The organism is Brachyspira pilosicoli (assembly GCF_036997485.1).
GTDB classification, from domain to species: domain Bacteria; phylum Spirochaetota; class Brachyspiria; order Brachyspirales; family Brachyspiraceae; genus Brachyspira; species Brachyspira pilosicoli_C.
In genome coordinates, this window is sequence record NZ_JAWLPU010000003.1 from 38804 (window position 1) to 64944 (window position 26141).

The 26141-nt window shown below is 27.5% G+C and carries 23 protein-coding genes; 7 read left to right on the plus strand and 16 right to left on the minus strand.

What is annotated here, in order from left to right; genetic code table 11:
• Positions 1–183 precede the first annotated feature (183 nt).
• From R4I97_RS08145 to R4I97_RS08155, 3 genes are all read right to left on the minus strand, one after another.
• Complete coding sequence (locus R4I97_RS08145) at positions 184–1845, minus strand: formate--tetrahydrofolate ligase (protein WP_335784569.1); 1662 nt, start codon at positions 1843–1845, stop codon at positions 184–186.
• A 350-nt stretch (positions 1846–2195) separates the two neighbouring features.
• Positions 2196–4367: a single-stranded-DNA-specific exonuclease RecJ gene (gene recJ / locus R4I97_RS08150; RefSeq protein ID WP_335784570.1), complete on the minus strand. Its 2172-nt coding sequence runs from the start codon at positions 4365–4367 to the stop codon at positions 2196–2198.
• A gap of 76 nt (positions 4368–4443) precedes the next feature.
• On the minus strand, positions 4444–5832 hold the full coding sequence (locus tag R4I97_RS08155; RefSeq protein WP_335784571.1) for an MATE family efflux transporter: 1389 nt from the start codon (positions 5830–5832) through the stop codon (positions 4444–4446).
• A 377-nt stretch (positions 5833–6209) separates the two neighbouring features.
• Here R4I97_RS08155 and R4I97_RS08160 point away from each other — a divergent pair, with 377 nt between their 5' ends.
• Positions 6210–8990: a TreP protein gene (locus R4I97_RS08160; RefSeq protein ID WP_335784572.1), complete on the plus strand. Its 2781-nt coding sequence runs from the start codon at positions 6210–6212 to the stop codon at positions 8988–8990.
• Positions 8991–9391: 401 nt separating this feature from the next.
• On the opposite strand, the gene R4I97_RS08165 is transcribed toward R4I97_RS08160, so the two are convergent.
• The 6 genes from R4I97_RS08165 to R4I97_RS08190 form a co-directional block, all read right to left on the minus strand.
• A complete protein-coding gene (locus R4I97_RS08165) occupies positions 9392–9643 on the minus strand; it encodes a DUF167 domain-containing protein (protein ID WP_157151891.1) in 252 nt (83 codons plus the stop codon).
• Between the two features lie 12 nt (positions 9644–9655).
• Positions 9656–10252: a tia invasion determinant gene (locus R4I97_RS08170; protein ID WP_335784573.1), complete on the minus strand. Its 597-nt coding sequence runs from the start codon at positions 10250–10252 to the stop codon at positions 9656–9658.
• A 9-nt stretch (positions 10253–10261) separates the two neighbouring features.
• On the minus strand, positions 10262–10879 hold the full coding sequence (locus tag R4I97_RS08175; protein WP_335784574.1) for a tia invasion determinant: 618 nt from the start codon (positions 10877–10879) through the stop codon (positions 10262–10264).
• Between the two features lie 29 nt (positions 10880–10908).
• On the minus strand, positions 10909–11613 hold the full coding sequence (locus R4I97_RS08180; RefSeq protein ID WP_420535694.1) for a hypothetical protein: 705 nt from the start codon (positions 11611–11613) through the stop codon (positions 10909–10911).
• Positions 11614–11694: 81 nt separating this feature from the next.
• A complete protein-coding gene (locus R4I97_RS08185; RefSeq protein ID WP_335784576.1) occupies positions 11695–12630 on the minus strand; it encodes a hypothetical protein in 936 nt (311 codons plus the stop codon).
• A 55-nt stretch (positions 12631–12685) separates the two neighbouring features.
• A complete protein-coding gene (locus R4I97_RS08190; protein ID WP_335784577.1) occupies positions 12686–13213 on the minus strand; it encodes a hypothetical protein in 528 nt (175 codons plus the stop codon).
• A gap of 193 nt (positions 13214–13406) precedes the next feature.
• Between R4I97_RS08190 and R4I97_RS08195 the strand changes: the two genes are divergently transcribed.
• Both R4I97_RS08195 and holA read left to right on the plus strand, forming a co-directional pair.
• Positions 13407–13829 carry an HIRAN domain-containing protein gene (locus R4I97_RS08195; RefSeq protein WP_335784578.1) on the plus strand — a complete coding sequence of 141 codons (423 nt, stop codon included), beginning with the start codon at positions 13407–13409 and terminating at the stop codon, positions 13827–13829.
• 9 nt (positions 13830–13838) lie between these two features.
• A complete protein-coding gene (gene holA / locus R4I97_RS08200) occupies positions 13839–14858 on the plus strand; it encodes a DNA polymerase III subunit delta (protein ID WP_335784579.1) in 1020 nt (339 codons plus the stop codon).
• Between the two features lie 101 nt (positions 14859–14959).
• On the opposite strand, the gene R4I97_RS08205 is transcribed toward holA, so the two are convergent.
• From R4I97_RS08205 to R4I97_RS08215, 3 genes are all read right to left on the minus strand, one after another.
• Positions 14960–15391 carry a PepSY-like domain-containing protein gene (locus tag R4I97_RS08205; RefSeq protein WP_335784580.1) on the minus strand — a complete coding sequence of 144 codons (432 nt, stop codon included), beginning with the start codon at positions 15389–15391 and terminating at the stop codon, positions 14960–14962.
• A 115-nt stretch (positions 15392–15506) separates the two neighbouring features.
• On the minus strand, positions 15507–15968 hold the full coding sequence (locus R4I97_RS08210; protein ID WP_297285461.1) for a YbaK/EbsC family protein: 462 nt from the start codon (positions 15966–15968) through the stop codon (positions 15507–15509).
• A gap of 15 nt (positions 15969–15983) precedes the next feature.
• The gene (locus tag R4I97_RS08215; RefSeq protein WP_335784929.1) at positions 15984–16850 is read right to left on the minus strand and encodes a DMT family transporter; all 867 of its coding nucleotides are present in this window, start codon (positions 16848–16850) and stop codon (positions 15984–15986) included.
• A gap of 153 nt (positions 16851–17003) precedes the next feature.
• Here R4I97_RS08215 and R4I97_RS08220 point away from each other — a divergent pair, with 153 nt between their 5' ends.
• Positions 17004–17888, plus strand: coding sequence for an MBL fold metallo-hydrolase (locus tag R4I97_RS08220; protein WP_335784581.1), 885 nt, complete (start codon positions 17004–17006; stop codon positions 17886–17888).
• Between the two features lie 516 nt (positions 17889–18404).
• On the opposite strand, the gene map is transcribed toward R4I97_RS08220, so the two are convergent.
• Genes map through R4I97_RS08240 form a run of 4 tightly spaced genes read right to left on the minus strand, consistent with a single transcriptional unit; the run spans position 18405 to position 24043 of the window.
• On the minus strand, positions 18405–19202 hold the full coding sequence (map, locus tag R4I97_RS08225) for a type I methionyl aminopeptidase (protein ID WP_335784582.1): 798 nt from the start codon (positions 19200–19202) through the stop codon (positions 18405–18407).
• A gap of 14 nt (positions 19203–19216) precedes the next feature.
• A complete protein-coding gene (locus tag R4I97_RS08230; RefSeq protein WP_335784583.1) occupies positions 19217–19483 on the minus strand; it encodes a hypothetical protein in 267 nt (88 codons plus the stop codon).
• A 33-nt stretch (positions 19484–19516) separates the two neighbouring features.
• Positions 19517–22021, minus strand: a complete 2505-nt coding sequence (locus R4I97_RS08235; protein WP_335784584.1) for an AAA family ATPase — start codon at positions 22019–22021, stop codon at positions 19517–19519.
• Between the two features lie 15 nt (positions 22022–22036).
• Positions 22037–24043, minus strand: coding sequence for a hypothetical protein (locus tag R4I97_RS08240; RefSeq protein ID WP_335784585.1), 2007 nt, complete (start codon positions 24041–24043; stop codon positions 22037–22039).
• A gap of 300 nt (positions 24044–24343) precedes the next feature.
• Here R4I97_RS08240 and rplS point away from each other — a divergent pair, with 300 nt between their 5' ends.
• From rplS to R4I97_RS08255, 3 genes are all read left to right on the plus strand, one after another.
• Positions 24344–24781, plus strand: coding sequence for a 50S ribosomal protein L19 (gene rplS / locus R4I97_RS08245; RefSeq protein ID WP_335784586.1), 438 nt, complete (start codon positions 24344–24346; stop codon positions 24779–24781).
• A gap of 40 nt (positions 24782–24821) precedes the next feature.
• A complete protein-coding gene (locus R4I97_RS08250; protein WP_335784587.1) occupies positions 24822–25649 on the plus strand; it encodes a sulfide/dihydroorotate dehydrogenase-like FAD/NAD-binding protein in 828 nt (275 codons plus the stop codon).
• 80 nt (positions 25650–25729) lie between these two features.
• Positions 25730–26140 carry a hypothetical protein gene (locus R4I97_RS08255; protein ID WP_335784588.1) on the plus strand — a complete coding sequence of 137 codons (411 nt, stop codon included), beginning with the start codon at positions 25730–25732 and terminating at the stop codon, positions 26138–26140.
• Position 26141: the final 1 nt, after the last annotated feature.

A 26141-nucleotide genomic window follows, 5' to 3' on the forward strand; every position in this document is an offset into this window, starting at 1 on the left:
ATTAGATATGTTTAAAAAGCTACTGACAAGAATTAATTAAAAAATTTTTTAATGATAATATATTATCAACTTTTTCCCGCCGCAAAAAGTGCAAGTATTTTAACTTCATATATTATTAATATATATTAAATATAATGTAACTTTATATTTAAAATTTTAGCTATATTCAAAAATTAGCTCATATTAAAATAAACCTGTAATCTTGCCGTTTTCATCTATATCTATATTGCATGCTGCAGGCACTTTTGGAAGACCTGGCATATCAATAATTCCGCCTGCCATAGCAATTATAAAACCAGCACCTGAAGCAAGTTTTATTTCATCAATATTTAAAGTATAACCTTTAGGAGCATTTAAAAGTGCTGGGTTATCTGATATTGACTTTTGTGTTTTTGACATACATATAGGCAAGTCTCCAAAGCCAATAGATTCTATTTTTTTCATCATTTTATTAGCTTTATTAGAGAATTTTACCTCTCCTGCTCCGTATATTTCTTTACATATATATTCAATCTTTTCTTTTATAGGTTTATCTAAATTGTATAATGGCTTATAATTTGATTCTTCAGAAGTTACTTTTACAACCTTTTTTGCTAAATCTTCTCCGCCTTCTCCGCCATGCTCCCAAACCTCACATAATGAAATATCAACACCCATATCTTCACAATGTTTTTTAATTAATTCTACTTCTTTATCAGTATCAGAAACAAATTTATTAATAGCAACAACCACAGGTACATTATATTTTTTCATGTTTTCAATATGCTTGTCTAAATTTTCAAAACCTTTATTCAAAGCATTTAAATCTTCTTTGTTTAGTTCTAAAGCACCTCCATGATGTTTTAAAGCTCTTATAGTAGCAACCAACACTATACAATTAGGCTTAAGTCCAGCAACACGGCATTTAATATCAAGAAACTTCTCAGCTCCTAAATCTGCAGCAAAACCAGCCTCTGTAATAGTGTAATCAGAAAGTTTCAAAGCCAATTTTGTAGCAAGTATTGAGTTACAGCCATGAGCAATATTAGCAAAAGGTCCTCCATGAACTATAGCAGGAGTATTCTCAAGAGTCTGAACTAAATTGGGTTTTATGGCATCTTTAAGCAAAGCACAAGCAGCACCTTCAACTTTTAAATCTTTTACTTTTAGAGGATTATCATTAACATCATAAGCAAATACAATATTTCCTATTCTCTCTTTCAAATCCATTAAAGAATTAGACAAACAAAGTATAGCCATAATCTCTGAAGCAACAGTTATTTGAAAAGATGATTGTCTTGCAACTCCGTTCTCGCTTCCGCCAAGCCCTATAACAATATCCCTTAAAGCCCTATCATTCATATCAACAACTCTTTTAAATATTATCTTGTTAGTATCAATTTTTAATTCATTGCCTTGTTTAATATGATTATCAATACAAGCTGATATTAAATTGTGAGCAGAACCTATAGCATGGAAATCACCATTAAAATGCAAATTAATATCTTCCATAGGAACAATTTGAGCATAACCTCCCCCGCAAGCTCCGCCTTTAATTCCAAATACAGGACCAAGTGAAGGCTCTCTTAAAGCAGCAACTGCATTTTTACCTATTTTGTTTAGTCCCTGTGTTAGACCTATTGTAACAGTGGATTTTCCTTCCCCTGCTGGTGTTGGAGTTATTGCTGTTACTAACACCAATTTACCGTCTTTTTTATCTTTTAATTTATTTAAAACTGATAATTCTATCTTTGCTTTATATTTACCGTAAACCTCATAATCTTCATCTGTGAGATTAAGCATTTTAGCTATTTCATCTATTCTTTTTAATTTGCATTCTTGTGCTATTTGTATATCTGTTTTCATAAATGTGACTCCTAAGCAATAAATTATTTATAGATTTTAGACTATTATAAAGTATTTAAAATATTATAAAATAGATTTAAAAATTATTATACAATAAAATAGTAAAATTTTTTAAGTTTGTCAACTGCGAGCCGCAGCACCTATACGCACGGTATTGCCTACATTTATTCAATACACTCTATACGTGCGGTTTAATTGCTTATTATTACACAAAAATAAGAGTTTATTTTAGATATAAAGCATATTTAATAACATATTATAAGTTTTTATATCCTTAATAAATTATGGTTCTATTTTCAAATAAATAAAAATTGACAAATTATAATTGTTTAGGTATATACTAAAATATTTTAATTTATCTCATAATTCTCTATATAAATCTTTACTTCTTTGCTGCCATTAAATCTATTAATTTTTATCTTGTATGAAATATTTATAAAATTTGATGCTTCCAATTTAGAGCATTCTTCTTCTGATGAACTCCAAATTATGGCACTAACTTTGCTGCTGTTTTTTTGTAATTGCAGCTTTAAATGAATCTTATTATTTTTGTTTATTTTTTCTATAGAGTTTATAGTAACCCTATTTGTAAGAAACACAGGCTCTTCATTAGCAAAACCATAAGGCTCAAATAATTCTAAATATTCGGCAAATTGCATATTAATATCTTTAAAATCTAATTCCAAATCATAAGTTTTTTCATCTTTTGAGGTGTTAAAATTTTCTTCCGAAGCATATTTAATAATTTTTTTAGCAAACTTTTCAAAATTATTTACACTCACAGTAAACCCAGCAGCATTTTTATGCCCACCAAACTTATCTAAATAAACACTTGAATACTCAAGCATATCGCGTGCATTATCATCGCCCCTGCTTCTAATACTTCCCGTACAAACTCCATCTTCTTTAGACTCATAAAGTATAACAGCAGTCTTTCCATATTGACTTAAAACCTTGCCAGCTATAAGCCCAGTTAAACCTCTATCTATTAAATCGCTCTTTACTATTATAATAGGGTAGGACATGCAATTATTATCTCTTATATATTCGCACACTATATTAAAATTACTTTCTGTAAGAGATTTTCTTGTTTCGTTTAAATTATAAACTTCTTCAGATAATTGAAAAGCCTCTTCTCTGGTTTCAGAAGTTAAAAGCCTTAAAGCATATTCAGGCTTTCCCATTCTTCCAGCAGCATTGATAAAAGGAGCAAGCCTCCAACTTACAGCCTGAGTATCAACTTTAGTGTTTAGTAATTTTATTCTCTCTAATATAACATTGTATCTTATATGATTAGGCTTTTCTAATTCTGCCAAAGCACATTTTATATAAGCCCTATTCTCTTCAATAAGCGGCACAACATCGGCAACTGTTCCAAACAATACTAATATAGATTCTCTTTTTATATAGTTTTGCAATTGCTTTTGACTTAAATAATACATTCTTCTAAAAATTTCCATTTTTATTATTAAGTCTCTATAGAGAATATTATCATACTTATATATATTAACTTTAAGAAGCAAAGCAAACTCATCTAATGTATTAACTGACTTGATATTAACCCCGCCATAATTAGCACCCAACTGAAGTAAATCATAAACATTATCATATTCAGGCAAATATAGTTCATATTTTTCATATAGTCTAAGAAGTTTTTTAAGCCTAATCTCTCCGCCTGTAAGAACCAATACAACATTCTCTCCCTCAAACATATAACTACCCAACTCTTCTAAAACTTCATCTTCTGATAAAAACTCTTCATAATAATCTAAATAAATTGATTTATAAGCATTTTCATTATTTACAAGCTCAAAGCCAAATACATCATCACTATAAACAAAATTAGTAGCCTTTAATGCTCTTATTCTTTTTAATCTATCAGTATTTTTATCTATCTCATAATCTAATATAATAATGTCTTTGTTATAAAGTTTAGTATAAGAAAAAACAAATGCCTGCATAAGCTTAAATGCAACAGCACATCCAGAAAAATTTTTAGAAACAAAACCAGTATTTGAAAGCTTAGGATTAAATATTAAATAGGCATTAGGTAGTATTTCAGGTATATCATGATGGTCTGTTACTATAATATCTATAGAATGCTCCCTCGCAAACTCAACTTCTTCAACATTTGATATGCCGCAATCAACTGTGATAATTAAACTTACCCCAGAATTAGCATACTCTTCAATAACATCTTTTGAAAGCCCATAACCCACTTCATGATTAGGCACAAATGCTTCAACATTTTTTGTAACAGCCTTAAGAGTATTATATATTATAGAAGCAGCAGTAACACCGTCAGCATCTTTATCGCCATATATCAATATTTTTTCATTATACTCTATAGCCTCTTTTAGCCTATCTACAAAAGCATTCATATCCCTAATATTAAATGGATTAGAAAGCGAATATATATCCTGAAAGAAAAAATCAAAAATATCCTCTTTTGAAACTATACCCCTTAATTTTAACAGCTCTTTTATAATAGGATTTAAATTATCTATGTCAATTTTTTGCATAAAAGCCTTTATTAATTAATATTTATAAATTACAACAACAAGTATATTTTATTTGTTTCAATGTTTCAAGTATAATTTAAGCCTCATTTTCTTTAGCAGCAGAATGACTAGCTATATTAGCATCTTTCTTCCAATGTCCTGTGAAATAATAAATAAGTATAAGAGACATACTAATAAAGTTGACAATAGCCATAGTAGTCCATACTCCCCACAAACCCATTTTAGTAGATAAAAAATGTGCAAGAGGAATTCTTATAAGTATATGAGCAACAAAAGCAAATATCATAAGTATAAAAGTTTTGCCAGCCCCATTAATAACACCATTAGTGGCAAACATTACTGAAAGCATAATTATAGAAGGCATAACCACATATATATAACTTTTTGTATATTTTAATACACTCATATCTGAAGTAAATAATCTCACTATAAGCTCTGGAAATAATACAGAAAAAAGCGCCATAAATGTAGAAAGACCTATTCCTATTTTAAGTCCAGCTTTATATATCTCTTTTACTCTATCCATTCTATTAGCACCAATATTTTGAGCAACCATAGTGGCAATACCAGCAGATAAAGCTAAAAGCGGTAAAAATGATAAAGAGTCCACCCTCATAGATACAGCAACAGAAGCAGAAGCCTCCTCTCCATAAGTGTTAATAATTCTATTTAAAAATAACCAACTAATTGAAATTATTAATTGCATAGCAGCAAAAGGCAAACCTATCTTAAACATTAACTTAGTAATATGAGCATCAAAAACAACTCTAAAAGGATTAGCACGTACTATACTATCTTTAATTTTTAAATATATCATACTAACAGCAACAGATATAAATTGAGAAAACACAGTGGCATAAGCAGCCCCATCTAATCCCATAGCAGGAAAACCAAATAATCCCTTTATCATAATAGGGTCTAATATCACGTTAATAACAGAAGCTATAGTTAAAAATATAAGAGGCCTTACAGTATCTCCTATCCCTCTAAGCAAAGCAGATATTAAAAAATAATAGAATAAAAATGGAAATCCTATCATGCTAATTCTAAAGTAACTAACAGAATATTCCATTATACTGTCAGCCGCATTTAAAAATTTCATTAATATAGGCGCAAATAAATATCCCAATATAGCCAAAGCCAAAGAAAGTATTACGCTCATAGTAGTAGAAACCCTAGAAATATAAAGCACAGAATCCTTATCATTAGCACCAAAATATTGACCAATCAAAACATTTGAAGCAACAGTAACACCAGAAGCTATAGCCTGAAGTATTAATATTATAGGAAAGCTCACAGCAATGGCACCAAGCCCTTTAGGACCTATCATCTGACCTATCCAAATTGTATCAACTATATTGTAGGCTATATTTAAAAGGTTACCGAGTATCATAGGCACTACCAAGTTAATAAGCCCTCTGTTTACATTCCCTTCTGTAAGCTCTAACATCTTATTTTTTTTCATAATTTTCCTCATTATTATTAATCATTATTAATTTTTAATTATTATTTTTTTGATAGTAATATTTTTTATTTCATCAAAGTTTTGTAGTTTCGACAAAAAATAAAATATACGTATAAACAATGCTTGAACAATTACAGTTTCTTTTTTGCTTGCGTTTTAAAAGCTTTATGTAAAAAAGCTTAATACAATTAGATAAAATAAAAATATTCAGATAAACAGTAGAAAATATTATATCTACAAAAAAATAATGTCAATATAGAAAAACTATATTTTTTATATAGTTAATCGATAAATAAAAAATATAATATAATGTTTTTAAATAAATGAATAGTAAGCGCATCATTGACAAAAATATGTAATAATATATATTTTACGCTATGAAAAAATATGTACTTATTTTCTTAATATTTTCTATATCTGTATTACACGGTCAGCTTCAAATATTCAAACCATTTAGAAAATTAAATACAATAAATACAGAGAAATTTGAAATAATATTTCCTATTGAGTCAAGAAGAAGTGCCGAAAAATTAGCTTCTATTGCTGATGATATTTATGAAGAGTATTCTAAAATATTAAACAGCAAAGTATACGGTAAAATACCAGTAGTTATCACCCCTGATATAAATTTATTTAATTCTGTAGCAGTACCTGTTCCATATCCCAGAATAATATTATTTGACACAGCGGAATCTGGAGAGCTTACTATAGATGAAGATAATTTTAGAGGCACATTTATACATGAGCTTGTACATTTACTTAGCTTAAACTCTGAAAAAGCTGGTATTCAAACAAGAATTTTCGGCAGTTGGGCTTCACTTGTTTTTATAAATACACCTGGGTTTATGCTTGAAGGTGTTACTGTGAGTATGGAGAGCTATAAAGGCTTTGGTAGAGCCAATGACCCATTAGTAAAACAGAGATTAAGACAAGATATATACGAGGGCAAGTTTAAAACACCTATGCAGGCTAGTGATCTTTGGAGAAAACGTCCAGGTGGAACTGTATATTATGAATATGGGGGGCTTTTCTCAAAGTATTTGCAAGAGCGTTTTGGAATGGATAAGTATAATGAACTTTGGGACGCTATGAGGCATAAATTTTCTTTTTCCTTTAACGTATATAATGCTGGGTTTTATGGAGCTTTTAAAAAGGTTTATAATATAGATTTTCTTGATGTGTGGGGTGAGTTTCAAAATTATATTATGATTAAAAATATTAACCCAAGTGAAGCTCTTAGGGTTAATGATAAAGAAACATACATTGAAGATATAGATTCTTATGATGATACGCTTTATTATATAGATTCTAATCTTGGTGCTTTATATTCATACAAAAAAACAAGGAACAATGAAAACAATAAAAAAGATTTAAAATTTGAATTTCTAATAGATAAAAGCTCTGAGAGTTTGGATATTTCTGCAGATGGAAAAAGAGCAGTGATTGTATCTTATACTTATAATGCTGGGCTTTATAGATATATAGTAAAAGAATATGATTTAGAAGCAAAAAAAAGAACAAAAAGAAAATGGTATGATTTGCAATATGCTAACTTTTTTAGAGGCGGCATAATAGGTATAGGTAAAGATTTGCATAATACTACTTTTATTTATATTGATGAAAATAATAACAGAGAAGTATTGCTTGAGCCTAATGATAGCATTACTTATACTTCTCCTACAGTAATAGATGATAATACAGTAGCTTTGATAGTAATAGATAAAGGTGTTAAACATATAGCTATTTATGATTATAATAATAAAACTCTTAAATATGTTAATACACAAGATAATACTCTTAATTATGTTCGTTATTTAAGATACTCAAATAACAGGCTTTTATTTTCTTATAATAATGATGATAGTTTTTATAGGTTAGGGGAATTAGATTTAAATGCTAATAGAATAAGATTATACAATAAAAACTATTCTGGTGGTGTATTATCATCTGTTAATGTTTTAGAAAATGGTGAGAATGTTGTTTATTATAAAGGCAGATTTTCTGAATATGATAGATTAATGATTGAAGATACTACTATTAATCCAGAAACAAAAAATATAACTCTAATAGATAAAACAATAGAAAAGTATAATTTTACTCCTCAAATGGAATTAGGAAAACATAATCCTTTTAAATATATTAAACCTTGGTCTTTATGGTTTCCTTTCCCATTATTTAATGATACATTTCAATATTTCTTTAATGGTATAGGATTAGCTACTGCGGTATCTTCTGTAGAGTTTGATAATCTTTCTATATTGATGATTGGCTATGATATACCTTCTCAATTTTTACAAACTCAATTAGATATGAGATTTTATGATTTACTTTATCCTATCAATTTTCAATTTGGAAGCGATATAGTTTATTCAACTTATAGCAAATATTGGAGAGTAAGCAGTGCTATTAATATGCAATTTAATCTTTTTACAGAGAGTGATAAGGTGTTGTTTTATATAGCTCCTACAATATCTACTGCATTATTTTCTGATACAATGTATTATAACAATCCTCTTTATTATCAAAGTGCTTTTAATTGGAAATTTTCTTCTTGGACTTTGAATACTACATTAGCTGCTATTTTTAGATTTAAATCTGCTTCTGATAAACCATATTTCGATGACTTAGTTCAAATTGCACTTTATCCTACTTATTCTGTTAGATATAATAAATTTGCTTTAGATTTTAAAACACAGTTTCAAACAAGGTATGCACCTATTAGAGCAAGTTTTTACGGCTCTTATGCATTTGATACTACTGCAGCATTTAATGGTGCTTCAAAGGTTTTCGGCGGAAGATATGTTGCAGCACCTAGTGAGTTTTATAATTATGTAAGCCAAGAGAAATACAGCGATAATTATTTTCTTGCTGGCGATATAGAGCTTTTTGGTTATTTGGATGCACAATTTAATTTGAGTCATTTATATTTTGAAAACTTCTTTGCTTCACTTTCTTATAGGGGAGCTTATTATTCTAAAGATTATATGCAGTCTGTAGCATTAAAAGTGGGATGTGATTTAAGCGTACTTGTTTTGCCGTATAATGTAGTTACTGGTCAGCCTTATATATCTTTAGCACTAAAAATGCCTGAAAGAATTAGTGATAACATATCTGTTAATGATTTATATATAAGTTTCGGCTATCAGTTTGCTTGGTAGATTATTATACCTATTTTTATAATTATTGGTAAGAATTAATCATGAAATGTTATGATATATTATGAAATAACTATATTTTGTCATGCAAGTTTTTGTTTTATTCAACTTTTTCCCGCCGCAAAAAGTTGCAAAAAGTGCAAATGTTTCAGCTATTTAGATAATCTTCGCAAAAGTGCAAAAAAAAATATATAATAATAAATTATATTTTTGAATATAATTAAGTATTACTTCATAAAAATGCAGTTCTTTTGGTTCTTTTATACCAATACCACAGGCACTTCCTTCGGTCGTAAAAGAACTGTGGGTGTGTACCCTAAGGGCACGCTTCGCAGGGAGTAGTCCCCACAAATAATTAAAATAAAAAAATATTATAAATATAATTCAGCTTTCAAACAAATATATCATTTACTAAAATAGCTTTCCAATTTATCTTCGTCTATGTTTAGAGAAATAAGTTTTTTGTTGCTTTTCTCGCCCTTTAATATTTCTACATCTTTTTTCTTTAAATTAAGTTCACTCGATAAAAAATCTATTATTGCCTTATTTGCTTTGCCGTCTATGGCTTTGGCAGATATTCTTATATAATATATTCCATTTTCTTTTTTAAAACTATTTGATTTGGCTGATGCTGTTACTTTTACTTCTATATTCATAATACTGATTTTCTAAACTTTTGGTATTGTAAATCTAAAACCAAGAAGCACTTCATTATATATTTTTGGATTTATGTCTATTAAAAATTTATATCCCACTTCCAAAGCAACCCAGCTTGTAATATGATAAACAAAACCAATACTCGCACCAAAAGCAAGAGCATCTTGACCAGTTTTAACTTGTTCAGTAATTTCTTGATTTATAACACTTCCAACAGAAAGTCCGAAATAAATAGAGAGTAGGGGATAATTTCTAAGTAAAATATCAGCTCTCGTGTCAAAGTCTAATTTTCTATCTGTAAAATAAAAGTTGAGGTCATAATAAAAACTTCCAAGTATATAATGCTGCCTATATGTATTATCAACCAAAATACTTTGAAGAAAAGAATATTCAAATTCAAATCTAAAAGGAGATACTCTATTTTTAGATGGCACTCTATAACCTAAAGAAAAACCTCCTCCAATAAAATTAGCGAAATTAATAGTTTCACTTCCAACATTATATGCTCTATTTATATCAAATGCATAATTAAATTTAGGAGTAATATATAATTCTGCAAATATTATTTGAGGCAATACTAAAAATAAAATGACAATATATTTTTTCATCATAATCCCCTAAAAATTTAATCTCATAGAAAGTAACACATCATGATTGAGATTAATAGCCGTATCAAGTAATAATCTATATCCAATATCTAAAGTAATTGTTGGATTTAAATGAAAACCAAAATTAATATTAGGTCCATACAAAAAAACAAAATTATCATTATAAGAATAATTTTTTACAAGCCCAAACTTTTCATTGAAAGAAGATGATAAACTATAATCAATATTTCCTCCCAAAGAAAAACCTAAAGATATAGTCATTATATGCCTTTTACCGTTTCTATATATATTATTTTCTTCCCCATCATAATTAATATAAATTAAGTTAATATCATAATAAGCATTAAAAAGCATGCTATGTATATTAATATTGTCTATATTGTTTGGATAATTATTAACTTCTAATCCATTTTTGTATAAATATTCAAACTCAACTCTTATAGGAGAATATTTTGAAAGTATATTAAAATTATAACCAACGCTTGCTCCAGCCCCAACAAACATATTATTATTGCCTTTTATAGAATAAATAAATTTTGGGGATATATAAACGCCATTTTGAAAAGAGTATGATATATTAGCAAATGATAAACATATTACTATAATTATTAATATTTTTTTTATCATAATTTTTCCTTATTTTACTTATAACAAAACTAAAATAAAACTCCAATAGCAATTCTCGGAAGCGGTATAAACCTAAGCAAATATGTATATGATAAACCTATATCAAGCAAAGATATATCTATAAATGGTCTCACCCCTGTATCAATTCCCATTGACCTCGATAAATCTATCCTAAACCCCATCTCTCCTGCAATAAAAGCATCAAAATATATTCTATCTTTATTTATTTTATTTGCTACTCCAGCTTCATTTGTAGAGTATTCTTTAATTTTCGCTATATGAAGTGTGGCTCCTACTTTAGGCATTAAAAAGAAACCAGAAGCTCTATTTCTTTTGTTAAAATAAAACCTCATTCCAACAGATAAAGGTATTGAATATGTTTCAGTGAACTGTGGGTTAGTAACATTAGTCATAAAACTGCTTGCTATATAATTACCTAAATCTATATCAAGTTCCATTTTATTCATTATTCTGTATGTATAAGTTAATCTAAAACCAAATTTACCTTCAAAGTTTTGCTGTTTGGCATTTTTTACTATTTGAAATGGCAGGCTAAATAAAAGCGGTCTTGTTGTTGTTATAAATAAAGTTGTTCCGAAATCTATACCAAGAGAATGTCTATGCGATTTTAATCCATTTTCAAATAATAGTATTTCAGCATTTTTATCGTTAGTTAATGTCAGATATGAAGGAATTTTGTCTGAAGGTACTATATCTATAACATCATAATTCATTATAAAATCGGATTGAGCAAAGATTGTGCTGTTATATAAAAATAAAAAACATATTAATAATTTTTTTATCATTATAAGTCCTTAAAACCGTATGGTTAAGCCAATTCTTGGAAATATGGATAGTTTAAGCGATGTTACAAAATCAATTGCAGCAGGAAAAGTTTCCCACAGCGGTAAAAATTTTGTAATATCAACAAATCCGCTTCCAAAAAAACCAATACCCTCCCTAACATCTCCATAAACTCCAGACATGGCCGAAGTAACATAATACCCAATTTCAAACAATGAAATATCTAAATAAGTGCGAACCTTCCAATCTTTTTTTGGAAATAAATCAATACTCCATCCAAGCTCGTATGATACGTAAAAAGTAGGGTCTATAGTAGAACGTTTAGTTTTGAAGCCTGTAAGTCCATTTTGAGTTTCTATATCATATATCACAGTTTCAATTCCTAATCTGATAGTATTAACAAACTCCCCATTTTTACCCGATAAAAGTTTTACTCCTATTGTGATTGGAAGATAATAAAAACTTCCTTTAAAAACAGTATCTCCAGCTAACAAAGAAGCTATATCTCCTATATTTCCAGGTAGGTTTGGTACTTGAGCATGGTTAGTAGCTAATGTTAGGGCATTTTCCGGAGTAATTGTTAATGCGTATTCTAAGTGCTGAAGCCCTGCTGAAATCTCTAAACCTATCCCTTTGTATAAATAAAATGTGTAAGATATATTTGGCACATACCAAAAACTACCCTCTGTATCTACATAATCAAAAAAAGTTAAATAATTATCAAAATTTATTTGTGCTATAGATGTAAATGTTTCAATATTATATAAAAGATTATCCGCCAAAGGAGGAAAAATAACAGAATAGCTTGGAATGGCATTTATGCTTATAGTTTGCCTTTTTTCTTTCCATTCATATTTATCATTATAAGAAAATGGGCATAATATATTTTGGCATGTCATTATTATGAAAGGAACATAAATAAATATACGAATAAAACTCTTTTTCATAAATATTATTAAGCATATTACCCCACTAAAAAATAATTGATAAATACACAACTTTTTATATAGGGTATTTTTGATAACTATTAGCATCTCCGCTGCCATTTAGTATATCAAGGTATTCCTGTATTTTTTCTTTTTCTTTGTCAGTAACATTAGCATTTTTTACAACATCATCAACCTTAGTATTTCCGTCTGTTGTCCCTATTCCTGTAATTACTCCTAATGCATTTTCTTCGCCAACTATGCCTATAATTCCATCTATAGCATTTTTTTCTTCTTCATTAACTTTTACAGTGTGAAGATTGCTTCCATCAGGTGCTACTATAATATAATCACCATTATTTTTATCATCTTTATATATTCCTCCAATACCAACTATAGTGCTATCTAACGTGTAGCTGCCTTCACCATTCCCGCCTGTTATAGTGATTGTATTGCCACTTACGCTAACACCGTCCCAGTTGCCGTTTGCTAATTTATTTAAAAAGAAATCATCACCGGGGCCTGTCTTAGTTAATGTTGTTTGTCTGCAAGATAATATTGCTGTTAAAATAAAAATTGAATAAAGTATTCTTTTTATTTTCATAATTGAATTAAACCTTAAAAATATATTTATCATAATAAATATACAATTTTTATAAATAAAAACAATATTTTAATATTATAATAATCGACTTTATGTATTAAAAAATTAATTTACATATTTTACACTTGACAGAAAATTTGAATTGGGGTAAAATTTGTAAAATAATAAAAAAATATTTTTAAGGTTTATAAAATTGTATTCACAAAAAAACAGCAAACATACTACATATATAGTTAATTATCAAGAAAGTTTTAAGAGAATTATTATAAATAAATATTATAAAATGAATAGATATTCTATAGATTTTTTTGTAGCAGGATATAAATATAATGATGGAAAGGATATTATAGAATTATTATCTAGAAATGAGCCTATTAATCTTATCAGGGAATATTTTATTGGTTATGACCCATTTGCTATAGCAGTTTATGATGAGAGATGCGAGATAAGGCTTGGATATGTTCCTAAAATAATAGCACCTCTTTTAACATACAAAATGGAAGATGAAAATTATAAGATAAGAGCTATAGTAAAAAATGTAAAATTAGAAGAGAGAGACGATTGTAAATTAGAAATAAGAGTTTTTATAGAGAGAGCTTTGAGAAAGGCTAATTAGAAGATTATTATGATTGGTAGAGTAGTAGTTAAAACAGAGTCTGATTTTAAAAAGATAAAAGATTTATATATTAAAGAGCCTTTTAAATATTCTATATATGTTCTTACTGGGAAAGAGAGATTATTTAAAAAGGCATTTATTACTTCTATGCATTCTCTTGTTTTTAAAGATGAGGGTGATAGCGAGATGAATTATAGTGTATTCTATGATAAGAATGATGCTGTAGGATATTCTCCTTTAGATGTAGCAGATACCCCTCCTTTCGGCTCTAATATTAGACTTGTTATTATATACAAATACAATAATTTTCAAGAGGATTTTTTAGAATATTGTATCAATCCTTCAAAATCTTCTATAATGATATTAGAAACAGAAAATAGTTTAGAAGAAGATGGAATATATAAATATTTTTCAAAAAAACAAAATGCAGATTATATTCATTTTATAGATTTTCCTATTCCAGATGAGAGGGATTTCCGCTCTCTAATTACGGCTTATATAAACAAAAATAATAAAAAAATTTCCAATGATGCTGTTGAATATATTATAAATAATATTAACTTAGATTATGATTCGCTTTATTCTGAATTGGATAAAATATGCAGTTATAATGATAAAGAATATTTAAATGTTGAAGATATAGCAGATTTTACTTATGTATCAAAAAATAGAAATATATTTGATTTTTTAGATTCAGTATTCGAAAGAGACAGAAAAAAATGTTTTTCTATTATGCATAGGTTAGATCAAGATGCTTCTAATTCACTTACCTTAATGATGAATAATTTTTTGGCATTATACTATATGAAGATATTTCCGCCTCAAACTACTCTAAACGATATTAGTAAACTAACTAAAATACCTTCATTTATATTAACAAAAAAGAAACCTGTATTAAAACTTTATTCATTAAATGAGATAGTAAATATAATTTCACAAATATCAAAACTAAATACATTAAGCGTTACAACCCCAAATAATATTTTTAAAGCACATTTTGAGCTTTTTTTATTTTCTATTACTAAATAATTAATATGCTTATATTAATTATTTTGCAGAAATAAAAAAAGAGATGCTACAATTTCGCAGCACCTCTTAAAAATAATACTTTTCATAAACCTTTTATATAATTAATCATCAAATTGTTGTCCCATTAACGATCCATCAGATGATATAAACATTTCCATCATATTATTGAGTTTTATTTTGTAATTTCCCCATTCTTTTTCTACACTTGTCATCATAGCCTGCGGGTATGTTTTTTTTACTGTATTAGCAACAGCTTGCGGTAATACGCTAAAAGGCACCCCATTATATTCGCCGTCTATGCTTACCCAATCTCCATTAGGCAAAAAATCCATATTAGCGCCGTTTGATAACTCAACATCAAACTTTCCGCCGTCTCTTTCTACTTTCCATATTTGAGCATTAGGATAGATTTTTTTGATAAATGTTGCCGCCTGTTTTGGTAGGGCAGAAACTGGAACTACCATATCAGCAAATAGAATTGATGTGGAAAAAATTGCTAATATTATTAGTGAAGATAATAATTTTTTTGTCATATTAAACTCCTCATAATAATCTGCTATTATATTTTATTATAAAGAATAATAGTAAATTATTTTTACAATATTAATATAAATAAAATTCTAATTTATGTCAATATATTTTATGATTTTATTCTGTTAAATCTACTTCTATGTTTGAAATTTTATTTATTATTTCATCATAACTCATCTTAGCAAGAGAACTGTCGCTTCCGCAGGCTATGTATAAATCATCAAACCTCTTCATACTTTTATCAACTAATACCGTAATACTTTTATCTATACCAAATGGGCATACGCCTCCAAAAGTGAATCCTGTTAAGTTAAAAGTGTCTTCTGCACTTGCAAAATTTGTTTTGCATCCAAAATATTCTTTAGTTTTTTTTGAAGATATTTTTTTATCACCTGATGCTATTAACATAAAAAAATCTTTTTTTACCGGTTTTAACAATATAGATTTAGCAACCTGACCTTTTTCTATATTTAAAGATTTAGCAGCATCTTCAACAGTTTTAGTAGCCCCCTTCTCTTCAAACTCTTTATGTTCTATGCCAAGTTCATTTAAAACTTTTAATACTTTTTCGCTAATCATAAATACATTCTCCATTTAATTTTGTTTATGCTCTTTTAAAAATAATCCTATCCCAAATAAAATTACTATTATTCCTATAAACTGATTAATACTAATACTCTCTTTTAATATAAAATAACCCAATATACAAGCCCCCACAGCTTCTCCTAATATAGTCATAGATACAACACTCGCAGAAAACCATTTTAAAAGCCACATAAATACCACATGTCCAAGCATTGTAGAGATTAAAGTTAAACCTAATATATTGAGCCAAGTATATAACGGATATCCAGTAAGAGGTGTATTAGTAAATATTACTACAAAAAATAAAAATACAGATGAAGCAAAATATGTTAAACCTGTGTATGTGAGAGCTGATAATCTTTTTCTTATATATTGCCCAAGTAAAAAGTTAGCACTAATGAGCCCTGCTGATATAAATGCTAAAACATCTCCAATTAATGCGGTAGTGCTTACTTGAAAATCTCCCCAGCCTATTATGACAGAACCTATTATAGCTATAATAAAACCAAGTATTGCTAATTTGGTATATCTTTCTTTAAAAATAAAATAACCTGCCACTATAGAAAATAATGGCTGAAGCGTTACTATTACAGTTGAGCTTGCAACGGAAGTATATTTTAAAGATTGAAACCATAATGAATAATGTCCTGCTAATGCTATGCCTGATATTAGTGATAATAGAAAATCTTTTTTGCTTATTTTTTTTAACTCTTCTAAATTTCTTATTAAGAGAATAGGCAAAATTATTATAAATGAAAATAATAGTCTATAAAATGCTGTTATTGAAGAGGGGGCATTCGCAAGCCTTGCAAATATTGCCGACATCGATAATGCTGTTACTCCAATAAGTAAAAATATACTTCTTCCCATTACTATAAAATTATATATTGATAATTTATTTTCTAAAAATTATAATATTTTTTTTGTATTTTTCAATAATTAAAATATTATAAATTGTATTATTATTAGATTGATTTTTTTACTTTATAGTGTATGATTTATATATAAAAATTTGTTTAAGAGTATAATTTGAAAGTTAGATTTTTAGGAAGCAGAGGCTCTATACCAACCCCGGGTACTAGTTTTAGCGAATACGGCGGAAATACGTCTTGCCTACAAGTTATTGATGATGAAGGGAATTATATTATTCTTGATGCTGGGAGCGGACTAAAAAATCTTGGATACTATGCTCTTAAAAGCGAAAAAAAAGAAAGTATTATTTTATTAACGCATTTCCATTGGGATCATATAATAGGCATACCTTTTTTTGCTCCGTTTTATTCTAATAAATATAGTTTTACAATTTATGGCCCTAAAGATAATCATGAAGAAATGTATGAAACAATCAATAATATATTAGCTAAAGATTATTTCCCTATCAATCTTGAGCAGTTTGGGGCTTCCATTAAATTTGAACCTTTCTATGAAGGAAAAAAAATAAATTACGGCAATATGACAGTAGAGGCTTTATGGGTTAATCACCCTTGCTATACTTTATCCTACAAAATAACTTCTAATGATAAAACAGTAGTTTATCTTACAGACCACGAACCTTATAAAAAACGCCTTCATATACAGCACCCGTCATTAGACCATTATAATAATAATGCTAATTTGCTTCATGCAAGACTTATAGATTATGTGAGAGGAGCTAATGTTTTAATTATAGAAGGGGAGTATACGAAAAGCGAATATATTAATGGGCATGTAGGTTGGGGGCATTCTACTTTAAATGATGCCATACAAGTTGGGCTTGATGCTGATGTATCTTATGTCATCATTCACCATCATAATCAAGACAGAACCGATGCACAGATAAAATTAATTTACAATAAACTTTTAGCTTTTTTAAGAAAAGAAGGTATAGATTTGCAATTAGCTTTTGCCAAAGAAGGTTCTTATATTATTATTTAAGTATTATATTATATTTAATACATATTTTTTAAATATAAAATTGTAGTATAGGCACTTTTGTAAAGCGTGCCCGTAGGGTGGCATCCCACTTCTTTTATTGGTATAAAAGAAGCTTATATCCTTCGGATACGCTTCACGAAGAACTACATTTTTATTATAAATTTTATAATTTAATTGTACATTAAAAGGCACTCTCCCCGCACTTCTAAGAAGTTATAATTAAAGCATAACATTACCGTGCGGCAAGGTGGTACAGCTCGTACGCGGGAAAAGTTGAATAAAAAACTTATATAAAAGATATCGCTATTTCAGAATATACTGAAAAATTTTAACCTTCTTTATTTTTATTATTTGCAGGGCTTTGCCCCCTGCGAAGCGTGCCCTTAGGGTAGCACACCAGTTCTTTTATTGGTATAAAAGAACCAAAAGAACTGCATTTAATTAAGTATAGCTTTTTATATATAACAAAATATAATTATTTATGTATAAAAAGTTTTAGAGCAGAGTTACTGTAAATTAATCTATTCCTAATATTTCTACACCATTCTTTTTTATTAAAACAGTATGTTCGAAGTGAGCAGCAAAAGAGTAGTCGGCAGTAGATATAGTCCAGCCGTCATTTTCTATCACATATTTATCAGAGCCTTCGGTTATCATCAATTCTAATGCCAAAACCATATTCTCTTCTAATTTTACATCATTATTTGGGTGATAAAAATTAAATATATATGGAGCTTCATGATACTCGTATCCTACACCATGCCCTGTAAGAGATTTTATTATACTATATCCATATTCATTTACCTTTCTTTCAACCTCTCGGCCGTATGTACTTAAAAGTATATTCGGTCTTAATTTATATATAGCATATTCCAATGATTCTTTGCAGGCTTTAATTAATTTGTATGCTTTTTTGTTGCTTGAATTTAATTGATTTCCTTTAACAACCATAGTTTTAGCACAGTCTGCATAGTAGCCGTTATATTTAACTCCTATATCAATGCATATAATGTCGCCTTGTACTAATATCTTTTTATTGGTTGGTCTGCCATGTGCTATTTCATTTCCTATAGATATGCTTGTAGAAAAACCATATTCCGGCACTTCCAAATTGGCAGGGTATGCTCCTTTGGATATAATAAACTTCTCAACATCTTTATCTATTTTTGAAGCTCTTGTTCCAGATAGGGAATATTTAAATGCTAAATCTATAGCCTCCTGTGCTATTTGAGCTGCTTTTCTAATATTTTCTATAGCTTTCTCATCTTTAATAGAAGGCTTCACAATATCTATTGTATTGCTTTTAATAAACATTATTTTTTGCCTTACTATTTTAATGATTTAGGTGTGAATATTCTTAAGAGTATAACCAAAATAATAGCACCTAAAATTGCAGACGATAAGTTAATGTTAATATAACTTACTATTTCAGTTAATCTTGGCAAATAATATGAGCCAAGCAAAGCTCCAATAGTAGCTATTATAAACATCATAACCCAACCGCCGAATACTTTTATATGCAAAACATTATAAAAAATTAAACTTATTACTACACCTATTAATATAAAAGCAGCCACTACTATCAAATATTCCATTTTCACCTCTATCGCTTATTTTGATTATTAATATCAGTTTGAAGAAAGTCCTATAAAGAAAGATTTTAAATCACTTTCTTCATTTTGTACTGGTATAAATATCATATGAGAGATATTTTCCCTATCCTTTTCATCAAATTTAATTTTTAATGATAATGATGAGAAAGGATCTGATACGTATAATGTTTTCTTAGATGATAAAATCTTTTTAAATAAAGCTTCATTTTCATCTATTTCTAACTTATTTTTAGTATCTTCTGTAAGGTTTTTAGAATCTGATATTTTGTATATACCATTCTCATCTTTAGTAAGCATCGCAGAATGCAATATATTAAGTCCGGATTTTTCTTTTATCCAATCAAGCATTTCATCTAAATTTTTGTTTATAAACTTCTCGCCTTTAATTGCTTTAAGAATATTTTTCCAATTAGAAGTCATATTATCTTTTACTTTCTCTTCAGCGTCTTTATAATCTTCCGGCATAGGCGGTCTTTTTTCTTCAGGGTCATATAATTCGCTGTCTATTAAGTCTTCTGTATCAAATACATCGTCTTCACTTGCTTTTTTTATTATTTCTCCGCTATCATAGTCTTGGGATTTATTAAATTCATTTTTATCATCATCAAGCAGAAAATCTTTATTAAGAGCAAGATTAAAAGAATCTAAAGAAGAGAAATAATCATCTTCTTTTTTACTAATTTCATCATCAATTATAGAGCCATGACTTATCAAAATATCCTCCTCATTATCAGAAATAATATCATCTATACCTCTTAAAATATTTTTTTCATCATATTCCTCATTATTTTCTTCTAATACATTATCTAATGTAGGTACATAATCTAATTCTTTATCTTCTTCAGATATATTATTTATATTATTATCTAAATTGTTTATATTTGGTATTAAATTATCCTCTTCTTCTAAATCTTCATCAATATTATCTATCTTAATAGCTTCATCTTCAATATTGTCTTCTATGTTTTCTAAGTCTTCAATATTATCTATGTTTAAATGTTCATTAGTATCATCAACATTATTAACATCATCAACTTTAATAGCTTCATCTTCAATATTGTCTTCTATGTTTTCTAAGCCTTCAATATTATCTATGTTTAAATGTTCATCAGTATCATCAACATTATTAACATCATCAACTTTAATAGCTTCATCTTCAATATTGTCTTCTATGTTTTCTAAGTCTTCAATATTATCTATGTTCAAATGCTCATCAGTATCATCAACATCATTAACATCATCAACTTTAATAGCTTCATCTTCAATATTATCTTCTATGTTTTCTAAGTCTTCAATATTATCTATGTTTAAATGCTCATCAGTATCATCAACATCATTAATATCATCAACTTTAATAGCCTCATCATTTATATTATCTTCTATATCTTCTAAATCTTTTATATTCAATGAATCTTCTTTGTTAATATTGTTTTCTGCTTTATCTATTTCATCTAAATTAGGCAGCTCTAATTTGCTTTTTTTATCAATATGTTTTTTATTTTTTGATTCTATTCTATTTAAATATTCTATATCTTCATTTAATGTATCTAAGTCATAATTAAAATCATCAAGATTATTATCATCATCATTAAAATCGTTATATTGTTCATATTCTAAATTATTATCATCTAAATATATATTGTCATCTTCTATATCAGAGGCGTTTTGCATTTGTAATTTTTTTCTTTCATATAGGGTGCTTGCTACTAAGAAAATTAAAGAAGAACTAAGTATAATAAGTAAAATATATTTTAAATATTTTTGTATTATAGGGACATCTAACTCTAATATACCTACATTAAAATTATATATATCTTTAACATTGCTGGAATGCAATATATATGAATAGGCACCTATATTTATTACTCCTGGATTATTCATATATTGATATAATGCATCTCTAGAAATGCTATTAATGTTTATAGAAGGGTTATAATATACTACACCATTAGGTATAAGCAAAAAGTTTAAATTATATGAAGTGTTTTCAAAAATCTTTTTAAATACACTTGCTACAATATATCCAACTTCTAAACCTTTTTCATTTTTTATAGGTTTTATAAAATAAACTCCATCAAAATCTTGGTCGAAGAAAGCCTTTTTATTATTTACTTTCAATGCATTTAAATTAATGCTTTTTCTATTGTCGGGAGAAGAGAATACAGCCTGACCATCAGAAAAATAAAGTCCCACAGTATCAAAAGCATAATTACCGCTTCTAAAAATAGATATAATTCTATTTTTTTCATCTTCATTCATTCCATTTAATACCACATTTTGAAGAAGTGAAGGGAAATTGTAACTTTCTATTATTTTATCTAATCTATTATCATAATCATTTATAAGGCTTAATATATTATTTTGACATATAAGAGATGTTCTATCAAGTTTTTTTGTATCTATGTCAAAAGCATCTTTTTTTAATCCAAATACAAAAGTAATAAATAAAGCAATGATTATAGCATTAAGCAAAATAGCTATATATACAAAAATAGAAATATTATTATGTCTATCAAACATAAAAAACCACCTATATTATTTTTTAGTTATACTTTTTTTAGCATCTTCTTCTGCTTTGCTTATTATTGAAGATAGCATCTTATCAAAAGCAGCAAATACATCTTCTGTTTTTTTAGTATCTATATTATTTTTTATTTTTTCTTTAGTATTATTTTCTATGCTATATGAATTATATATTTCCATGTTAACGTTATTGTTTTCTTCTATTGCTATTTCTTCTTCTATTGCTTCTTTTGCCTCTTCTATTTTTTCTAATTCTTCTACTTCTCTTATTTCTTCTATTTCTTCTTTTGGATTAAAAACGTTTTCACTGCTGTATTTGTCTTCATACGATAATGATAAATCACTTTTAATAATTTTTCTATCTCTTATATCTTCATCAATATTGTTAAAATAATCATTATTAGAATATTCATCATTTAAAGAATAATATTCATTTCTATTGTATTCATCATTTTCGGTTTCTTGATATTCTTCTGTGTTTTCAATTTCTTTATTTAAATTAGTTATTTCCTCATTATTATATAAATTAATATCATCTTTTTCAATGCTTTCTATTTTGTATCCATCATCATACTCATAATCTGTTTTATGAATTTCTTCCGCCTCATTATATTCTAATATATTATTTTCTTCTAATGGCTTATCTTCAACTTCTATAAATTCTCTCAAATCTGCATTTTTGTTGTTTTCTAATTCTCTATCAACTTCATTTTCTATATAGCTTAATGAATAAATATTATTTAGATTCTCTTCATTTTCTGCGCTGTTATCTTTTATTTCTTTTTTTATATTGTCATTTATTTCATTATAATCGTTGTTATTATTTATATCTTCCTTTTTATTAGGGTCATAACTATTAAATTTTATCATATTTACAATATTTGATATATCTTTTGTAATACTAAATTTATCTTCTTTATTATTTTCAAAATATTCTTCTGGTATTTTATAATGTAATTTTTCTATTATAGGCGGCATATCATCTATTGTTGTAGATTTAGGTATATCTGCCTTTACTATGCTTTCATCTATAAATAATTCATTTTCAGCTTTCACACTTTCTAAAAAATCTCTATTACTTTTAATTTGCATTAGGTATTTAAAGAAATTAATTATCCCTGTTAATATTAATTGGAATAACAATATAAGTAAAGCTGTAACGGCTAATACTATCAATTCAAAATAATTAGGGTACTCTTTTCCTATCATAGATACAGATAATGAATCATTAACTATGAAACTCGGCTGTTTTTTATAGTAAGCAAATCTATTAATAACGCTTGATACTTTTTCTATAGATTTTTCTCCCACAGATTCTCTTACATTATAAACTAAATCTCTGGAATCACTTATGTAAAGCCTTTTGTCTGCCACCTGATAATACATCGCTATATCAGAAACATAAGAGTAATCATTTCTTGTAGTAACGATAATTTCACCATTTTTATTTTTGATATATTCCATTATATAGAAAGCATTTTCATTTTCAGCATTTAATACTAAAGAGCCTTTATTCTTTACCTCTTTTAATAGATTATCTTGCAATTCTATAGGCCATGATTTGTGATTTGCCGAATATAAATTCAGCCTCATTTTACCGTCCATAGAAAAAACAGTCATACTTCTTAAATAAGGGTTTTCTAAAGTCATTTTATAATAATCATTTTTATATTTCTCTAATTCTGCTTTAGAATAATTTTTGTATGGGTTGTAATCTTTTAATATATCAGCAGTTTGATACATACTATATCCTACATAATCGGATATAGATTGTGTTATTAAGTTTACTTGATATTCTGAAACAGTATTTCTTTTTATTTTTAAGTTTGTAGCAAATTTATCCATCATTTCCATCATCATATCTAAATAATCATTAATCAATACAGATACTTTGCTATTTTGAGGCAATACTGTATTACTTGCTACTCTTGCAAACATAGCCACTATAAAAATCATTAAGAATGATATCATCAGACTAAGAAATGTTTTAATAATTTTTTGCTTTTTGTCATTATTCATAACTCTATACCCTTATCAACTATAGCTATATCTTTTTTATTATTATATTTTATCGGCTAAAGAGTATTTTACTTGAAAAATTTATTTAAAAAGGCAAGATAGGTTGTTTTATGTGTTTTTGTTATTGATTTTTACTTTTAATATAAAACTAAAATATTATTAAAATGTTTAGAAAATATATGCTTAGCTAAACAAAAAAATCTATATATTCTACTTGATTAAATTAGTATATTGTGATAAAATGTAATTTCTATAAAGTGTATTTAATTAAATTAATATAAATTTTTAGGAGAAAAATCAATGGAGCAACAGATTAGATTAGTAGAAGCAAAGCATAAAAAAGAAGCTATTTTGCCTTTTGAAATAGGTGATACCGTAAAAGTATGGGTAAAAATTATAGAAGGTGATAGAGAAAGATTACAAGCATTTGAAGGTGTTGTTATTTCAATGCGCGGTAAAGGCATTAATAAAAGTTTTATAGTTAGAAAAATATCTTATGGTGTTGGTGTTGAGAGGATATTTTTAGTAAACTCTCCTAGAATAGATCATATTGATATTATAAGAAAAGCTAAAGTAAGAAGAGCTAAACTTTACTATTTAAGAGATAAAGTTGGTAAAAAAGCTCGCTTAGTTGAAAGACTTGGCGTTAAAATACCTAAACATTCCGATTTAATAAAGTCTGAAGAACCTTCTAAAGAGGAATCTGTAGAAGAAACAACAACAGAAAATAATCAATAATTTAAAAAATAAATTTTATATTATTTAAGGAGAAATCTTTATGGGCTATAAAATTGTTGCTAAAGAACAATGGTCAGATAAGGTTTTTATGATGAAAGTTGTAGCTCCAGATATAGCTAAACATCGTAAAGCAGGTAATTTTATTATTTTTAGATTAGATGAGTTAGGGGAGAGAGTACCTCTTACTATAGCTGATGCTGACCCTGAAGCGGGAACAATTACTATAGTAACTCAAAGTATTGGTTATTCTACAGCTAAATTGATGGAGCTTAAAGTTGGCGATGAAATAATGGACGTTATAGGACCATTGGGACAGCCTACTCATATTGAAAAGAAAGATGGTATTATACTTGGTGTTGGAGGCGGTGTTGGTATAGCTCCTTTACATCCTATAGTACAGGCTCATCATAATGCTGGTAATAAAGTGATATCTATATTAGGTGCTAGAGATAAATCACTTATCATTATGGAAGATATGATGAGAAAAGTATCTGATGAACTATTAGTTTGTACTGATAATGGAAGTTATGGTGAGAAGGGTTTAGTTACAGATATGATTAAAAAGATATATGATAGGGGTGAAAAAATTTCTGAGGTTATAGCTATTGGTCCTGCTATTATGATGAAATTTGTTTGTAAGCTTACTAAAGAATATAATCTTCCTACTACTGTTAGTTTGAACCCTATTATGATTGACGGTACTGGAATGTGCGGATGCTGCAGAGTATTAGTTGGTACTCAAACTAAATTTGCTTGCGTTGAGGGGCCTGAATTTGACGGACATTTGGTTGATTTTGATTTGCTTATGAAAAGACAGGCTATGTATAAAAAAGAAGAGCATGAATGTAATTTGAAATTGGCTAATTAATAGCATTTTAATTATTTATTAAAAAAATAAGAGTTATAATCTAAGGATTATAGCTCTTTTTTAATTTTAAGGAGTACAATTTGAAAATACCTATAGACTATAATTTTGATGGCATTGAATTAAAAAAATTTGAATGGGACTCTACAAATGTAAATATTGTTGTTAATATAAAAAATAATGCGCCAATAAAAATGATTTTAAATGATTTTGAGTGTAATCTTATTAACAACAGAAATGAAAAATTTGCCTATTGTGTTTTAGACAACATATCTATTAGATCTCATTCGTCATTAAATGTTAATATTAATGTTGTTTTTTACAATAAAGAAACCTCTAATTTAATATCAGATTTTATTAATTTAAAAAAATCAGAATTTAAAATACATGTTGTTAATGGTAAATTAAAATTGTTTTCTCTGCTTCCAATTAATCTTTCTAATAAAATTAAGTCTTTTAATATATTAGATATTATAAAATTACTGATGAAATAAA

Excerpts from the sequence above, each read along its gene's own strand:
- R4I97_RS08235 (WP_335784584.1), bottom strand. The coding sequence starts at position 22,021 with ATGTTTGATAGACATAATAATATTTCTATTTTTGTATATATAGCTATT.
- R4I97_RS08155 (WP_335784571.1), bottom strand. The coding sequence starts at position 5,832 with ATGAAAAAAAATAAGATGTTAGAGCTTACAGAAGGGAATGTAAACAGA.
- recJ (WP_335784570.1), bottom strand. The coding sequence starts at position 4,367 with ATGCAAAAAATTGACATAGATAATTTAAATCCTATTATAAAAGAGCTG.
- R4I97_RS08185 (WP_335784576.1), bottom strand. The coding sequence starts at position 12,630 with ATGAAAAAGAGTTTTATTCGTATATTTATTTATGTTCCTTTCATAATA.
- R4I97_RS08165 (WP_157151891.1), bottom strand. The coding sequence starts at position 9,643 with ATGAATATAGAAGTAAAAGTAACAGCATCAGCCAAATCAAATAGTTTT.
- R4I97_RS08210 (WP_297285461.1), bottom strand. The coding sequence starts at position 15,968 with ATGATTAGCGAAAAAGTATTAAAAGTTTTAAATGAACTTGGCATAGAA.
- R4I97_RS08160 (WP_335784572.1), top strand. The coding sequence starts at position 6,210 with ATGAAAAAATATGTACTTATTTTCTTAATATTTTCTATATCTGTATTA.
- R4I97_RS08170 (WP_335784573.1), bottom strand. The coding sequence starts at position 10,252 with ATGAAAAAATATATTGTCATTTTATTTTTAGTATTGCCTCAAATAATA.
- holA (WP_335784579.1), top strand. The coding sequence starts at position 13,839 with ATGATTGGTAGAGTAGTAGTTAAAACAGAGTCTGATTTTAAAAAGATA.
- R4I97_RS08175 (WP_335784574.1), bottom strand. The coding sequence starts at position 10,879 with ATGATAAAAAAAATATTAATAATTATAGTAATATGTTTATCATTTGCT.
- R4I97_RS08250 (WP_335784587.1), top strand. The coding sequence starts at position 24,822 with ATGGGCTATAAAATTGTTGCTAAAGAACAATGGTCAGATAAGGTTTTT.
- R4I97_RS08205 (WP_335784580.1), bottom strand. The coding sequence starts at position 15,391 with ATGACAAAAAAATTATTATCTTCACTAATAATATTAGCAATTTTTTCC.
- R4I97_RS08240 (WP_335784585.1), bottom strand. The coding sequence starts at position 24,043 with ATGAATAATGACAAAAAGCAAAAAATTATTAAAACATTTCTTAGTCTG.
- R4I97_RS08190 (WP_335784577.1), bottom strand. The coding sequence starts at position 13,213 with ATGAAAATAAAAAGAATACTTTATTCAATTTTTATTTTAACAGCAATA.
- rplS (WP_335784586.1), top strand. The coding sequence starts at position 24,344 with ATGGAGCAACAGATTAGATTAGTAGAAGCAAAGCATAAAAAAGAAGCT.
- map (WP_335784582.1), bottom strand. The coding sequence starts at position 19,202 with ATGTTTATTAAAAGCAATACAATAGATATTGTGAAGCCTTCTATTAAA.
- R4I97_RS08180 (WP_420535694.1), bottom strand. The coding sequence starts at position 11,613 with ATGAATTATGATGTTATAGATATAGTACCTTCAGACAAAATTCCTTCA.
- R4I97_RS08230 (WP_335784583.1), bottom strand. The coding sequence starts at position 19,483 with ATGGAATATTTGATAGTAGTGGCTGCTTTTATATTAATAGGTGTAGTA.
- R4I97_RS08145 (WP_335784569.1), bottom strand. The coding sequence starts at position 1,845 with ATGAAAACAGATATACAAATAGCACAAGAATGCAAATTAAAAAGAATA.